Below are 13718 nucleotides of genomic sequence, written 5' to 3'. Positions count from 1 at the left end.
CCCGGGCGGGCGGATGCCGCGCGGGTAGGCTTCGGGGCATGGTCGACGCCCTTGAGGACTTCTACGCCGTCATCCCCGCCGGAGGGGTGGGAAGCCGGCTGTGGCCGCTGTCGCGCGCGGATGCCCCGAAGTTCTTGCACGACCTCACCGGGTCGGGCCATTCGCTCCTGCGCGACACGTGGGACCGCCTCGCGCCGCTGGCGGGGGAGGACCGCATCGCCGTGGTCACCGGCCGCGCCCACCGCGCCGCCGTCGAGGCGCAGCTTCCCGGCATCCCCGACCACAACGTCTTCCTCGAGTCCGAGCCGCGCGACTCGGCCGCCGCCATCGGCCTGGCCGCCGCGATCCTGCACCGCCGCGAGCCCGACGTGATCATCGGCTCCTTCGCCGCCGACCACGTCATCCGCGGGACGCGCGTGTTCGAGTTCGCCGTGCGCGACGCCGTGGCCGTGGCCCGCGAGGGCTACATCTGCACGATCGGCATCGCGCCCTCCGAGCCCGCGGTCGGCTTCGGCTACATCAAGCGCGGCGGCGAGCTCATCGTCGAGGGCGCCCGCGACGCCTCCCTCGTCGAGCGCTTCGTCGAGAAGCCCGACCTCGACACGGCCCGCGCCTACGTCGCCGACCGCTCCTACCTGTGGAACGCGGGCATGTTCATCTCGCGCGCCGACGTGCTGCTGGCCGAGATCGAGGCCAACAACCCGCAGCTGCACGCGGGACTGCTCGAGCTGGCCGAGGCGTGGGACGACCGCGACCGCCGCGGACCGGTCGTCGACCGGGTGTGGCCGACCCTCCCCAAGATCGCCATCGACTACGTCGTGGCCGAGCCCGCCGCCGAGAAGGGGCGGTTGGCCGTCGTGCCCGGCCACTTCGACTGGGACGACGTGGGCGACTTCGCGAGCCTCGCCAAGCTCAACTCCAGCGGCCGCAAGAACGACCTGGCGATCCTCGGCGAGAACGCCCGCATCCTCTCCGACGCCGCCAGCGGCATCGTCGTCAGCCACACCAACCGCGTCATCAGCCTCATCGGCGTGAAGGACATCGTCGTGGTCGACACCCCCGACGCGCTGCTGGTGACCACCAGCGAGCACGCGCAGCGGGTGAAGGGCGTGGTCGACGCGCTCAAGCTCACCGGCCGCGGCGACGTGCTCTGAGCCGCGTGCCGGCCGACCGGATGCCGCCCGTCGGGGCGCGGTGTATCGGAATGATTGCGTCTTTGTAACCATTCCCGACCATGGGCATGATCTGACCGCAACCGCGCCGTCACAGTAGGTAACTTCATGGGAAACCCCCGCGAAATCCGCGGGTCTTCTTCCGTGGAGGCAGCGTTGACCATTTCCACCCGAAAGCGCGTGCTCGGCAGCCTCGTCGCCGCCAGCATGTTCGTCGCCCTCGCCGGCTGTGCATCCGCACCCGAGAGCTCGCCCTCCGGCTCCGCCGCACCCGGCGGTGCCGTCGACGGCTTCAAGCCCTGCATGGTGTCCGACGCCGGCGGCTTCGAGGACAAGTCGTTCAACCAGCTCGGTGCCGAGGGCCTCGAGGCCGCGGCCGCGTCGCTGGGCGTCGAGTCCAAGAAGGTCGAGTCGGGCTCCGAGTCCGACTACGCCCCGAACATCCAGAGCCTCGTCGACGAGGGCTGCAACCTGATCATCACGGTCGGCTTCCTCCTCGCCTCCGCTGCCGGTGAGGCCGCCGTCGCCAACCCCGAGGTCGAGTTCGTCTCGATCGACGACATGGTCGACAACGACTTCGACGGCAAGACCGACGCCGAGAACATCAAGCCGATCATCTTCGACACCGCCCAGGCCGCGTTCCTCGCCGGCTACGCCGCGGCGTCGTACTCGACCGCCGGCAAGGTGGGCACCTTCGGTGGCATGAACATCCCGACCGTCACCATCTTCATGGACGGCTTCAAGCAGGGTGTCGACTACTTCAACGCCCAGAAGGGCAAGAGCGTCCAGGTCGTCGGCTGGGACGGCACCGACGGTGTCTTCACCGGTGGCTTCGAGGCCAACCAGGACGCCATCAACGCCGCGCAGGGCATCGTCGACCAGGGCGTGGACGTGCTCCTGCCCGTCGGTGGCCCGATCTACCAGTCGGCCGCCTCGGTGATCCGCGACTCCGGCCGCGACATCGCGATGGTCGGCGTCGACGCCGACGTGTTCGAGACCGACCCGTCGGTCGGCGACCTGCTGCTCACCTCGATCCGCAAGGGCATCGACGTGGGTGTCGAGGAGGCCGTCACGGCCGCCGGTGAGGGCAACTTCGACGCCGCGCCGTTCATCGGCACGCTCGAGAACGAGGGCGTGGGCCTGGCCCCGTTCCACGACTTCGAGTCGAAGGTCGCCGCAGACCTGCAGGGCGAGCTCGACACGATCAAGGCCGGCATCATCGACGGCTCGATCGAGGTCACCTCGTACCTCTCGGAGTAACACTCCTCCCGCGCGGGGAGGCCGGTGCGCCGGCCTCCCCGCGCGCTCGTTTGTCACGGGTGCGTGCGGCGCACCCCCTCAGTAGGATCGGGATCCATGAAGCTCGAACTCCGCGGCATCACGAAGCGGTTCGGCAGTCTCGTCGCCAACGACCACATCGATCTGGTGGTCGAACCGGGCGAGATCCACTGCCTGCTCGGCGAGAACGGCGCCGGCAAGTCCACCCTGATGAACGTGCTGTACGGCCTGTACACCGCCGACGAGGGCTCCATCCTCCTCGACGACCGCGTGCAGGACTTCCGGGGCCCCGGCGACGCGATGCGCGCCGGCATCGGCATGGTCCACCAGCACTTCATGCTCGTGCCCGTCTTCACCGTCGCCGAGAACGTCATGCTCGGCCACGAGCCCACCAAGGGCGGTGGCATCCTCGACCTGAAGACCGCGCGCGAGCGCGTGCGCGAGATCTCGGCGCGGTTCGGTTTCGATGTCGACCCGGATGCCGTCGTCGAAGACCTCCCGGTCGGCGTGCAGCAGCGCGTCGAGATCATCAAGGCGCTCTCCCGTGACGCGCGCGTGCTCGTGTTCGACGAGCCGACCGCCGTGCTCACCCCGCAGGAGACCGACGAGCTGATGGCGATCATGCGCCAGCTCAAGGAGTCGGGCGCCTCCATCGTCTTCATCACCCACAAGCTGCGAGAGGTCCGCGAAGTGGCGGACCGCATCACCGTCATCCGCCTGGGCAAGGTCGTCGGCGAGGCGAGCCCCACGGCATCCAACGCCGAGCTGGCCTCGATGATGGTGGGCCGCGCGGTCGAGCTGACCGTGCGCAAGAACGCGCCGCAGCTGGGCGACGAGGATCTCATCGTCGAGAACCTCAGCGTCATCGACCCGCTCGGGCAGATCGTCGTCAACGACGTCAACTTCCGCGTGCGCGGCGGTGAGGTGCTGGCCATCGCCGGCGTGCAGGGCAACGGCCAGACCGAGCTCACCGAGGCGCTGCTGGGCATGCAGCCGCAGGTGCGCGGGTCGATCACCCTCGGCGGCGAGCAGCTGGTGGGGCGCAGCATCCGCCGCATCCTCGATGAGGGCGTCGGGTTCGTCCCCGAAGACCGCAAGGTCGACGGCCTGGTGGGCGAGTTCTCCATCGCCGAGAACCTCATGCTCGACCGTGCCAACGGCGCGCCGTTCGTGAAGGGCGGCACCGTGCAGCGGCGCCACCTCGAGGAGTTCGCCCGCGAGAAGTTCGCCGAGTTCGACGTGCGCGCCCCCGGCATCGACACCCCGGTGGGGCGGCTGTCGGGCGGCAACCAGCAGAAGGTCGTGCTGGCGCGCGAGCTCAGCCGCGACCTCACGCTGTTCGTCGCCGCCCAGCCCACGCGCGGCGTCGACGTCGGCTCGATCGAGTTCATCCACAAGCGCATCGTCGAGACGCGCGATTCCGGCGTGCCGGTGATCGTCGTCTCGACCGAACTGGACGAGGTCAGCGCCCTCGCCGACCGGATCATGGTCATGTACCGCGGCCGGATCGTCGGGATCGTGCCGGGGGACACCCCGCGCGACGTGCTGGGCCTCATGATGGCGGGGGAGCACCCCGACGGGGAAGGGGTGGCCGCGTGAGCGCCGCGACCGACAAGCAGACGGAGGTGCAGCCGCCGTCGAAGTGGCACGACACCTTCGTGCGCATCACCCAGGGCAACTGGCTGATCTCCGTGCTGGCGGTGGTGCTCGCCCTCATCGTCGGCGGCATCATGATCGCCGTCACCGACACCCGCGTGCAAGAGGCGTCGGTGTACTTCTTCGCCCGTCCGGGCGACACGATCGCGGCGGTCTGGCAGTCGGTCAGCGGCGCCTACACGGCGCTGTTCCGCGGCTCGATCTACAACTTCAACGCGCCCGACTTCGCGCGCGGCATCCGTCCGTTCACCGAGACGCTCACCTTCGCCACGCCGCTGATCGCAGCCGGCCTGGGCGTCGCCCTCGCCTTCCGCATCGGCATGTTCAACATCGGCGGACGCGGGCAGATGCTCATGGCATCCGCCGGCGCCGGCTGGATCGCGTTCGGCTTCGACCTGCCCTTCGGCCTGCACATGCTGCTGGCCGTGGTCGTCGGCATGCTCTGCGGCGCGATCTGGGCCGGCATCGCCGGTCTTCTGAAGGCCCGCACCGGCGCGCACGAGGTGATCGTCACGATCATGCTCAACTACGTCGCGTTCTACCTGATCTCGTGGATGCTGCGCACCCCGGGCCTGCTGCAGGCACCCGGCTCGAGCAACCCGAAGTCGCCGGCCATGAAGGAGACCGCGATCTTCCCGGGGCTGCTCGGACCCGGCTACAACCTGCACCTCGGCTTCATCCTGGTGATCATCGCGACGGTCGTCGTGTGGTGGCTGCTCAGCCGCTCGAGCCTCGGCTTCAAGTTCCGCGCCGTCGGCGAGAACCCCAACGCCGCGCGGGTGGCGGGCATCGACGTGAAGAACATGTACGTCTACGGCATGCTCATCGCCGGTGCCCTGGCGGGCCTGGCCGGTGTGAACCAGGTGCTCGGCACCATCACCACCGGCTTCACCGCCGGCATCGACGCCGGCATCGGCTTCGACGCGATCACCGTGGCGCTGCTGGGCCGCTCCACCCCGTGGGGCACCTTCGCCGCCGGCATCCTGTTCGGCGCGTTCAAGGCCGGTGGCTTCGCCATGCAGGCCGGCGAGCAGATCCCGATCGAGATCGTCACCGTCGTGCAGTCGCTGATCGTGCTGTTCATCGCCGCCCCACCGCTGGTGCGCACGATCTTCTTCCTGCCCTCTCCCGAGCGCGACAAGCGCCGACGTGAGAAGGCGCGGGCCAAGGAACTGAAAGCCGAAGTCAAGGCAGAAGAGGAGGTGACGGCATGACCACCGTCCAGACCTCCACCGACGCCGTCCTCCCCGAGACGACGATCATCCGCAGCTGGAAGACCCCGATCGCCCTGCTGATCTTCAGCGTGCTGTTCGCGATCCTGCTGCTGGCCGCGCCCCGCCCGGGCGGCACCACGACCTTCCGCCTGGCCACCGGCACCGACCTGTTCCAGGTCGCCGACCTCGTCGTGCCCGTCACCGCGACCGCGTGGGCGTGCCTCGTGCTCTCGCTCGCGCTGGCCGGCGTCGCCGCCTACTTCGTGCGCGCGTTCGGCCGCTCGCCGCTGTGGGTCGTCATCGTCTACATCGTCGTGCTCGTCGTCGGCTTCCTCACCTGGGCCGCCGCCGGCGGCACCGTGCCGGTCGCGGGCCTGCTGGCGGGCTCGCTGGCACTGGCCGTGCCCCTCATCTACGGCGCGCTGGCCGGCGTCATCGGCGAACGTGCCGGCGTCGTCAACATCGCCATCGAGGGACAGCTGCTCGCCGGTGCGTTCACGGCCGCGCTCGTGGCATCCGTCACCGGCCTGCCCATCGCGGGCCTGGTCGCCGCCGCCGTGGCCGGCATGCTCGTGGCCGCGGTGCTCGCCGCGTTCTCGATCAAGTACCTCGTCGACCAGGTGATCGTCGGTGTCGTGCTCAACGTGCTGGTGGCCGGACTCACCAGCTTCCTGTTCTCGCAGGTGCTGCAGCCCAACAAGGCGGCGCTGAACACCCCGCCCCGCTTCGACCGCATCCCGATCCCGCTCCTGAGCGAGATCCCCGTGCTCGGGCCGGTGCTGTTCCGCCAGACGCTCATCGTCTACCTGATGTACATCGCCGTGGCCCTGGTGTGGGTGGGCATGTTCAAGACCCGCTGGGGGCTGCGCCTGCGCGCCGTCGGCGAGCACCCGCAGGCCGCCGACACCGTCGGCATCAAGGTCAACGCGACCCGCTTCTGGAACGTCGTGCTCGCCGGAGCGCTGGCCGGCATCGGCGGCACCGTGTTCACGATCGGCAACGGCATCGCCTTCAACAAGGAGATGACCGCCGGCGCCGGCTTCATCGCGCTCGCGGCCGTCATCTTCGGCCAGTGGGACCCGATCAAGGCCACCCTGGCGGCGCTGCTGTTCGGCTTCGCATCCAACCTGCAGAACACCCTCAGCGTCATCGGCTCGCCGGTGCCGAGCGAGTTCATGCTGATGCTGCCGTACCTGGTGACGATCTTCGTCGTGGCCGGAGTGGTCGGCAAGTCCCGGGCGCCCGCCGCCGACGGCGTGGCCTACGTGAAGGGTTGAGATGACCGACATCGATTGGGACGAGCTGCGCGCCGCGGCGATCGAGGCGATGCAGCGCGCCTACGCGCCCTACTCCCGCTACCGGGTGGGCGCCGCCGCGCTCGTCAGCGACGGGCGCATCGTGTCCGGATGCAACGTCGAGAATGCCTCGTACGGCGTGGGCCTGTGCGCCGAGTGCGCGCTCGTGGGCGACCTGCACATGTCCGGCGGCGGCCAGCTCGTCGCGTTCGTGTGCGTCAACAACGACGGCCAGACGATCATGCCGTGCGGGCGCTGCCGCCAGCTGCTCAACGAATTCGCCCTGCCGGGCATGCTGCTGGAGACCGTCTCCGGCATCCGCACCATCGACGAGGTGCTGCCCGACGCGTTCGGGCCCCGAGACCTCGAGGAGGCCGCCCGATGACCGGTGCGCAGACCACGGGCGGCGTCGAGCCGTTCGACGCCGTCCAGGTGATCAGCATCAAGCGCGACGGGGGAGTCGTCCCGGGCGACGCGCTGCGCTGGATGATCGACGCGTATACGCGCGGCTACGTCGCCGACGCGCAGATGTCGGCGTTCACGATGGCCGTGCTCCTCAACGGCATGACCCGTGAGGAGATCCGCGTGATGACCGACGCGATGATCGCCTCGGGCGAGCGGATGAGCTTCGGCGCGCTGGGCAAGCCCACCGTCGACAAGCACTCCACGGGCGGCGTGGGCGACAAGATCACCCTCCCGCTGGCGCCGCTGGTCGCCTCGTTCGGCGTCGCGGTGCCGCAGCTGTCGGGCCGCGGCCTCGGCCACACCGGCGGCACGCTCGACAAGCTCGAGTCGATCCCCGGCTGGCGCGCCGCGCTCAGCAACGACGAGCTGTTCGCGCAGCTGGCCGGCGTCGGCGCCGTCATCTGCGCCGCCGGCTCGGGCCTGGCCCCCGCCGACAAGAAGCTCTACGCCCTGCGCGACGTCACCGGCACGGTCGAGGCGATCCCGCTCATCGCGTCGAGCATCATGTCCAAGAAGATCGCCGAAGGCACCGACTCGCTCGTGCTCGACGTGAAGTTCGGCTCGGGCGCCTTCATGAAGGACGTCGACAAGGCGCGCGAGCTCGCCCGCACCATGGTCGCCCTCGGCACCGACTCCGGCGTGGCCACCACCGCACTGCTCACCGACATGAACACCCCGCTGGGCCTGACCATCGGCAACGCCAACGAGGTGCGCGAGTCGGTCGAGGTGCTCGCCGGCGGCGGACCCGCCGACGTGGTCGAACTGACCGTCGCCCTCGCCCGCGAGATGCTCGCCCTGGCCGGCCAGCCCGACGCCGACGTCGAGAAGGCCCTGCAGGACGGGCGCGCCATGGACGCATGGCGCGAGATGATCCGCGCGCAGGACGGCGACCCCGATGCCCCGCTCCCGCAGCCCCGCGAGACCCACACCGTCACGGCATCCGCCGACGGCGTGCTCACGCGCATGGAGGCGCTGCCGTTCGGCATCGCCGCCTGGCGCCTGGGCGCCGGCCGCGCCCGCGCGCAGGACCCCGTCATCCACGCCGCCGGCATCGACCTGCACGTCAAGCCCGGCGACGCCGTGCGCGCCGGACAGCCGCTGTTCACCCTGCTGGCCGACGATGAGACGCGCTTCGCGCGCGCCGCCGAGGCCCTCGAGGGCGCGTGGGAGATCGGGGCCGAGGCCCCGGCATCCGCCCCGCTCGTGCTCGAGCGCATCACCGCGTGACCCGCTCCACCCCCACCCCGTCAGAAGGAATCACCATGGCCATCGACCCGCACGGCGACGCACAGCTGCAGGGCGTCTCGATCCGATCGCTGCCGAAGGTGTCGCTGCACGACCACCTCGACGGGGCCCTGCGCCCGGCGACGATCATCGAGCTCGCCGACGAGATCGGCCTCGACGTCCCCGAGACCGACGCCGACGCGCTCGGCGACTGGTTCGCCGAGAAGAGCGACTCGGGCTCGCTCGTGGAGTACCTGAGGACCTTCGACGTGACCACCTCGGTCATGCAGACCGCCGACGGGCTGCGCCGGGTCGCCAAGGAGTTCGTCGAAGACCTCGCCGCCGACGGCGTGATCTACGGCGAGGTGCGCTGGGCGCCCGAGCAGCACCTCGCGCGCGGGCTGTCGCTGGAAGAGGCCGTCGAGGCCGTGCAGGAGGGCATCGAAGAGGGCGAGGACGCCGCCGAGTCGGCCGGCCGCGACATCCGCGTCGGGCAGCTCATCACCGCGATGCGCCACGCCGACCGCTCGCTCGAGATCGCCGAGCTCGCCGTCGCCTTCCGCGGCCGCGGCGCCGTGGGCTTCGACATCGCCGGCGCCGAGGACGGCTTCCCCGCCGCCAACCACCGGGCCGCGTTCGACTACCTGGCATCCGAGTTCTTCCCCGTCACGATCCACGCGGGCGAGGCGGCCGGGCTCGACTCGATCCGCTCCGCCCTCATCGACGGCCGGGCGCTGCGCCTCGGGCACGGCGTGCGCATCGCCGAAGACCTCGAGGTCGTCTCGCAGAAGGGCGAAGAGACCTTCGTCACCTTCGGCGACCTGGCCCGCTGGGTGCGCGACCGCGAGATCCCGCTCGAGCTGTCGCCGTCGTCGAACCTGCAGACCGGTGCGATCACCGCGTGGGGCACCGAGATGGCCGACCACCCGTTCGACCTGCTCTACCAGCTGGGCTTCTCGGTCACCGTGAACGTCGACAACCGGCTCATGAGCCGCACCTCGCTCACCCGCGAGCTGGCGGTGCTGGCCGACACGTTCGAGTACGACCTCGACGACCTCGAGGCCTTCCAGCTCAACGCCGCCGCGGCCGCCTTCCTGTCGGTCGAGGAGCGCGAGGAGCTCATCGAGCTCATCGGCGAGGGCTTCGCCTCCTGACCCCGGCCCGGGTGCGGCCCCGCGAAACTCCTCCACTCCAGCCCGATCCGGGGCTCGAAGCGAGGTTCAGCGCCGGCGGGGCGCCGGAATGGAGGAGTTGCGCGGCGCGCGCGGGTGCGACAGGGCCGCGCGCAGCGCGCCGAGCACCTCGTCGCCGCGGTACATGACGTCCTCGGCGAGCACCCGCACCGTCGTGTAGCCCTGGGCGGCCGCGGCGAGGTCGCGACGCCGGTCCTCGCGGGCAGCGTCCCAGCCCTCGTGGAACGCGCGGCTGTCGCACTCGACGATCAGCCAGCCGTCGACGAGCAGATCGACGCGCCCGACCCCGTCGATCACGACCTGCAGTTCGACCGCGCAGCCGAGCGCCCGCAGCATCAGGCGCACGAGCGTCTCGGGCCCCGATTCGCTGCGCCGATCCAGCAGCGCGCGCAACGGTCGGTAGCGGCAGGGCAGCGCGGCGAACACGGCGGCGATCTCGCTCTCGCCCACGAGGCCCTGATGCCAGGCGGAGTCGAGCGTGGCGATCGCCTCGCGCGGCCGCTGACAGCGCACCGCCTGCGCGAGAGCGCCCACGATCTCGGTGGCCAGCGCCGCCCGCGCGCACGCCGTGCGGCGCCAGTGCGCGGTGGTGCCCGGCATCCGCGGGGGGAGTCTGCTCGATCCGCGCTCGATCTGCACGTGCAGACGCGCATGCTCCTGCACGAAGACCCCGAGCGCGGCCAGCAGCGAGACGCAGTCCAGGCGCGCGCCGAGGCGCCCCGCATCGAGCAGGGCGGGGTGCAGATCGGGCAGGACGTACCGCCCGTTGCGCAGCCGCAGCAGGGCGCCCGAGCGCACGAGCATCCGCAGCCGGTCGCGGGAGACGGTCGCGGTCAGCTCGGCGGTGGTGCGGTAAGCGCCGGCGAGGACGAGTGCGGCGTGGTGTCGGGGCGAAGGGTCCATCGCCGAAGCACACCCCATCGCCGGTGCCCCTGGCGCCCGCAGGTCCGGATCTGTGGGCCGATGGCCGCGGACCCCGGCGGGGGAGGAAGCGGTGCGCGTCGCGGAACTCCTCCACTCCGGGCGCCACCGCGCCGATTCCGGCCCGTTCATGGCGTGCGGGCGACCGATCGGAGGAGTTCCGCATGTCGCAGTTCCGCGACCTCGCGCGCCACCGGCTCGGGGGTTCTCCGGCCCGGCGACGACCGCGACCTGGGGCCGCGTCGCGGAACTCCTCCATTCCGGGCGCGGAAGTGCCGGATACCGGCCGCCGGGGCCGCGGCGGCGATGATCTGGAGGAGTTTCGCGGGCGAACCGCGAAGAGCGCGACCGTGGGTCAGCGGAGGGGCGCGGTGAGCGACGCGGTGGCGCGGCGGACGGCGCGGCGGTAGGCGTCCTTGTTGACGTAGTAGGCCATGCGCTCGAGCCCCAGGTAGCGGTAGCCGCCGGTCAGGTCGGGCCAGGGCGCGGTGCCGATCGCGCGGGCGAAGGCTGCGCGGTGCGCGTCGTCGGCGGTCAGATAGGCGGCGATGAGCTCGGCCTGCTCGTAGCGGCCCTGCCAGCCGATGCCCGACGCCTCGATCATGCCCATGACGTAGAGGCCGTTCATCGCCGGCGGGAAGACGTTGAGGTAGAGGCGGGGTGCGGCGCCGGTCCAGTTGAGGGCGGCGCGGTCGACGAACGGGTAGTCGAGCCGGTACCCGGTGGCCAGCAGCACCGTGTCGTAGGTGCCGCGGGTGCCGTCCCGGAACACGACGTCGTGCCCGTCGAACCGGTCGATGTCGGGCCGGATGCCGAGGTCGCCCTGCCCCAGGTGGCCGAGCACCAGGGTGTTCACGATCGGGTGCGCCTCGTAGATGCGGTAGTCGGGCTTCGGGAAGCCGAACCGCACCGGGTCGCCGGTGAAGGCCCGCAGCACCCGGCTGTCGACGAACTGCTTCAGACGCGCGGGCAGCGGCCGGCCCTGGTTGAGGGTGTCGGACGGCCGGCCGAACAGGTAGCGCGGCACGAAGTAGTACCCGCGGCGCACGCTCAGATCGACGGATGCCGCGTGGTGCACGGCGTCGACGGCGATGTCGCACCCCGAGTTGCCGGCGCCCACGATGAGCACCCGTCGCCCGTCGAGCTGCCGGGCGCTCTTGTACTGCGACGAGTGCAGCAGCTCCCCGTCGAAGCTGCCGCGGAAGCTCGGGATCGACGGCTCGGCCAGCGTGCCGCCCGCCAGCACGACCCCGTCGAACCCCTCGGTCGTCTCGCCCGCCGGCTCGTCGCGCGCTGCGGATGCCGTGACGTCCCAGCCCCCGCCCGCGCGCGGCGTGACGGCGGTGACGCGCGTGTCGAACCGGTAGGCGGCGTCGAGCCCGAAGTGCGCCGCGTAGTCGCGGAAGTACTGCAGCACGGGGCGGTGCCCCGGATAGTCGACGTCGCCGCGCATCGGGAACTCGGCGAACTGCGTGGTTGTGCGCGAGGAGATGAGGTGGGCCGAATCGTACATCGTCGAGCGCGGGTTGTCGATGTCCCAGAGCCCGCCGACACCCGACGAGGCCTCGAACCCGGTGACGGCGATCCCCGCCTTCTGCAGGGCGCGCGTCGCCGCCAGCCCCGAGGGGCCGGCCCCGATCACGGCGATGTGCGGCTGGTGCATGTGTGATCAGGATGCCAGAGGGCCGGCCGCCAGGGCGATGACGCCCCGCACCAGCACCACCACGGCGCCCGCCCACGCGATCGCGAGCATCGCCCGGCGCGCCATCGTCGCCGGCACCCGGTGCGCGGCGAGGGTGCCGGCGACGATGCCGAGCACGGTGACGCCCACGAGGATGCCGGTGTCGGCCGGTGCCAGGTCGGGGAGGCCGCGCAGCAGCACCCCGATGCCGCTGAACACGACGAAGATGACCTGCACGCTGGCGGTGAACGAGCGCTGCGGCCACCGGTCGCCCACGGCGTGGGCGGCCAGCGCCGGGCCCGACAGCCCACTGGCGGTCTGCATGAACCCGCCGGCGGCCCCGGCGGCGACGGCCCCGGATCGCCCGCGCAGGGCGCCCGCGAGCGCCGGGAGGAACCCCGCGGTGAGCGCGAAGACCGCCATCGCGCCGATCAGCAGCAGCAGGGCGGGTTCGGGCAGCACCTGCGAGACCAGGATGCCGAGGGGGGCCGTCAGCAGGCCGGGCCAGATGAGCCACACCGATCGGCGCCAGTCGACCTCGCGCCACACCAGCGGCACGGCGACGACGGCGGCCACGAGGGCCAGCAGGATGGCCGCGGTGACGCCCTCGGTCGGGCCGTAGAGCAGCACGAACGGACCGATCAGCACCAGCACGAATCCGAGCCCGGTGATGCGCTGGATGACGGCGGCGGTGAAGGCGGCCAGGCCTGCCAGCAGAAGGGTCACGGGCGCTCACCTTAGCCGGTCCGCGCGAACGCCCCGTGTCCGCGGACACCCCGCGACGACGGCACGGCCCGGCACGCGACACCGCCCGGCCCCGGCCCACCCAGGGTCAGGGCACCGGCACCGCCGCGACGAACAGGCCGACCTCGTCGGTGATGCGCGCGATCATGTCGGCATCCGAGATGGTGGGGGTGCCGTCGCCGTCCTGCGGGCCGTAGGCGCCGAACGACGCGTGCGCGGCGCCCTCGATCTGCACGAACGTGGCATCGGCCGGCAGGTTCGCGGCGGAGTCGGCGATCTTCTGCGGCGTCGACAGGCCGTCTTCGCTGCCCGAGAGGCTCAGCACCGGCAGGTCGGTCTGCGACAGGTCGTTCGAGCAGTACGAGGCGAACAGCACCAGTCCGTCGGTGTCGCCGGCCATCATGCACGCGCGCACGCCGCCGAGGGAGTGACCGCCGACGAGCCAGTCGTCCACGTCGGGGGCGAGGTCGGTGAACGCGGTCAGCGGTCGCACGTCGAAGAACGCGAGGTTCAGCCACGGCTTGGTGATGACGACGGTCATGCCGTCATCGACGAGCCCCGAGAGCGTGCTCGCGTATGCCCAGGCGTCGACCTTCGCCCCTGGGATGAACACGAGGCCCACGCCGGTGGCGCCCTCTGCGGGCGAGAGTACGACGCCCGCGCTGTCGTCGGTGATCTCGATGCCCGGGTCGGCGCGCACCGCGGCCAGCGGCTCGGCCTCGGCCTGGTAGACGCCCACCTGGCTCCACACCACGACGCCCACGACGGCGGCGACGATCACCGCCCCGATGATCCCGAGCACCCAGAAGACGATGCGACGCCCCCGTCGCTTGCGAGGTGCAGGGGGGACGGGGGCGTCGTCGGTCATCCTTCGA

At 71.3% G+C, this 13718-nt stretch carries 12 protein-coding genes; 8 read left to right on the top strand and 4 right to left on the bottom strand.

What is annotated here, in order from left to right; translation table 11 throughout:
- Nucleotides 1-38: 38 nt before the first annotated feature.
- The 8 genes from N3K63_RS00790 (at nt 39) to N3K63_RS00755 (ending at nt 9458) form a co-directional block, all read left to right on the top strand.
- Entirely contained in the window at nt 39-1154 is a 1116-nt protein-coding gene (locus tag N3K63_RS00790; RefSeq protein WP_261578059.1) for a mannose-1-phosphate guanylyltransferase, read from the top strand.
- Nucleotides 1155-1328: 174 nt separating this feature from the next.
- Nucleotides 1329-2432, top strand: a complete 1104-nt coding sequence (locus tag N3K63_RS00785) for a BMP family lipoprotein (RefSeq protein WP_261578058.1) — start codon at nt 1329-1331, stop codon at nt 2430-2432.
- 96 nt (nt 2433-2528) lie between these two features.
- Complete coding sequence (locus tag N3K63_RS00780; RefSeq protein ID WP_261578057.1) at nt 2529-4049, top strand: ABC transporter ATP-binding protein; 1521 nt, start codon at nt 2529-2531, stop codon at nt 4047-4049.
- Entirely contained in the window at nt 4046-5320 is a 1275-nt protein-coding gene (locus N3K63_RS00775; RefSeq protein WP_390894902.1) for an ABC transporter permease, read from the top strand. The genes N3K63_RS00780 and N3K63_RS00775 overlap by 4 nt, the downstream gene beginning before the upstream one ends.
- Nucleotides 5317-6597, top strand: coding sequence for an ABC transporter permease (locus N3K63_RS00770; RefSeq protein WP_261578056.1), 1281 nt, complete (start codon nt 5317-5319; stop codon nt 6595-6597). Before N3K63_RS00775 ends, N3K63_RS00770 begins: the two co-directional genes overlap by 4 nt.
- Nucleotide 6598: 1 nt before the next feature.
- A complete protein-coding gene (locus N3K63_RS00765; protein ID WP_261578055.1) occupies nt 6599-7000 on the top strand; it encodes a cytidine deaminase in 402 nt (133 codons plus the stop codon).
- Nucleotides 6997-8307 (top strand): thymidine phosphorylase, encoded by a 1311-nt coding sequence (locus N3K63_RS00760; protein ID WP_261578054.1) that lies wholly within the window; start codon nt 6997-6999, stop codon nt 8305-8307. Before N3K63_RS00765 ends, N3K63_RS00760 begins: the two co-directional genes overlap by 4 nt.
- 35 nt (nt 8308-8342) lie before the next feature.
- On the top strand, nt 8343-9458 hold the full coding sequence (locus N3K63_RS00755) for an adenosine deaminase (protein WP_261578053.1): 1116 nt from the start codon (nt 8343-8345) through the stop codon (nt 9456-9458).
- Nucleotides 9459-9524: 66 nt separating this feature from the next.
- On the opposite strand, the gene N3K63_RS00750 is transcribed toward N3K63_RS00755, so the two are convergent.
- The 4 genes from N3K63_RS00750 to N3K63_RS00735 all read right to left on the bottom strand — a co-directional run bounded on the left by N3K63_RS00750 (nt 9525) and on the right by N3K63_RS00735 (nt 13711).
- Nucleotides 9525-10400 (bottom strand): endonuclease domain-containing protein, encoded by an 876-nt coding sequence (locus N3K63_RS00750; protein WP_261578052.1) that lies wholly within the window; start codon nt 10398-10400, stop codon nt 9525-9527.
- Between the two features lie 373 nt (nt 10401-10773).
- A complete protein-coding gene (locus N3K63_RS00745) occupies nt 10774-12081 on the bottom strand; it encodes a flavin-containing monooxygenase (protein ID WP_261578051.1) in 1308 nt (435 codons plus the stop codon).
- 6 nt (nt 12082-12087) lie between these two features.
- On the bottom strand, nt 12088-12825 hold the full coding sequence (locus N3K63_RS00740; RefSeq protein ID WP_261578050.1) for a TSUP family transporter: 738 nt from the start codon (nt 12823-12825) through the stop codon (nt 12088-12090).
- 106 nt (nt 12826-12931) lie between these two features.
- Nucleotides 12932-13711 carry an alpha/beta hydrolase gene (locus N3K63_RS00735; protein ID WP_261578049.1) on the bottom strand — a complete coding sequence of 260 codons (780 nt, stop codon included), beginning with the start codon at nt 13709-13711 and terminating at the stop codon, nt 12932-12934.
- Nucleotides 13712-13718 lie beyond the last annotated feature (7 nt).

It is taken from the genome of Microbacterium festucae (assembly GCF_025421715.1).
Classification (GTDB): Bacteria; Actinomycetota; Actinomycetes; order Actinomycetales; family Microbacteriaceae; genus Microbacterium; species Microbacterium festucae.
Note: the sequence above shows the minus strand (reverse complement) of the source record. Positions and strands in the feature narration are given on the sequence as shown.

Bases quoted from the DNA above. Each gene is read 5' to 3' on its own strand.
- N3K63_RS00790 (WP_261578059.1), top strand. From the start codon at position 39: ATGGTCGACGCCCTTGAGGACTTCTACGCCGTCATCCCCGCCGGAGGG.
- N3K63_RS00780 (WP_261578057.1), top strand. From the start codon at position 2,529: ATGAAGCTCGAACTCCGCGGCATCACGAAGCGGTTCGGCAGTCTCGTC.
- N3K63_RS00770 (WP_261578056.1), top strand. From the start codon at position 5,317: ATGACCACCGTCCAGACCTCCACCGACGCCGTCCTCCCCGAGACGACG.
- N3K63_RS00765 (WP_261578055.1), top strand. From the start codon at position 6,599: ATGACCGACATCGATTGGGACGAGCTGCGCGCCGCGGCGATCGAGGCG.
- N3K63_RS00760 (WP_261578054.1), top strand. From the start codon at position 6,997: ATGACCGGTGCGCAGACCACGGGCGGCGTCGAGCCGTTCGACGCCGTC.
- N3K63_RS00755 (WP_261578053.1), top strand. From the start codon at position 8,343: ATGGCCATCGACCCGCACGGCGACGCACAGCTGCAGGGCGTCTCGATC.
- N3K63_RS00750 (WP_261578052.1), bottom strand. From the start codon at position 10,400: ATGGACCCTTCGCCCCGACACCACGCCGCACTCGTCCTCGCCGGCGCT.
- N3K63_RS00745 (WP_261578051.1), bottom strand. From the start codon at position 12,081: ATGCACCAGCCGCACATCGCCGTGATCGGGGCCGGCCCCTCGGGGCTG.
- N3K63_RS00735 (WP_261578049.1), bottom strand. From the start codon at position 13,711: ATGACCGACGACGCCCCCGTCCCCCCTGCACCTCGCAAGCGACGGGGG.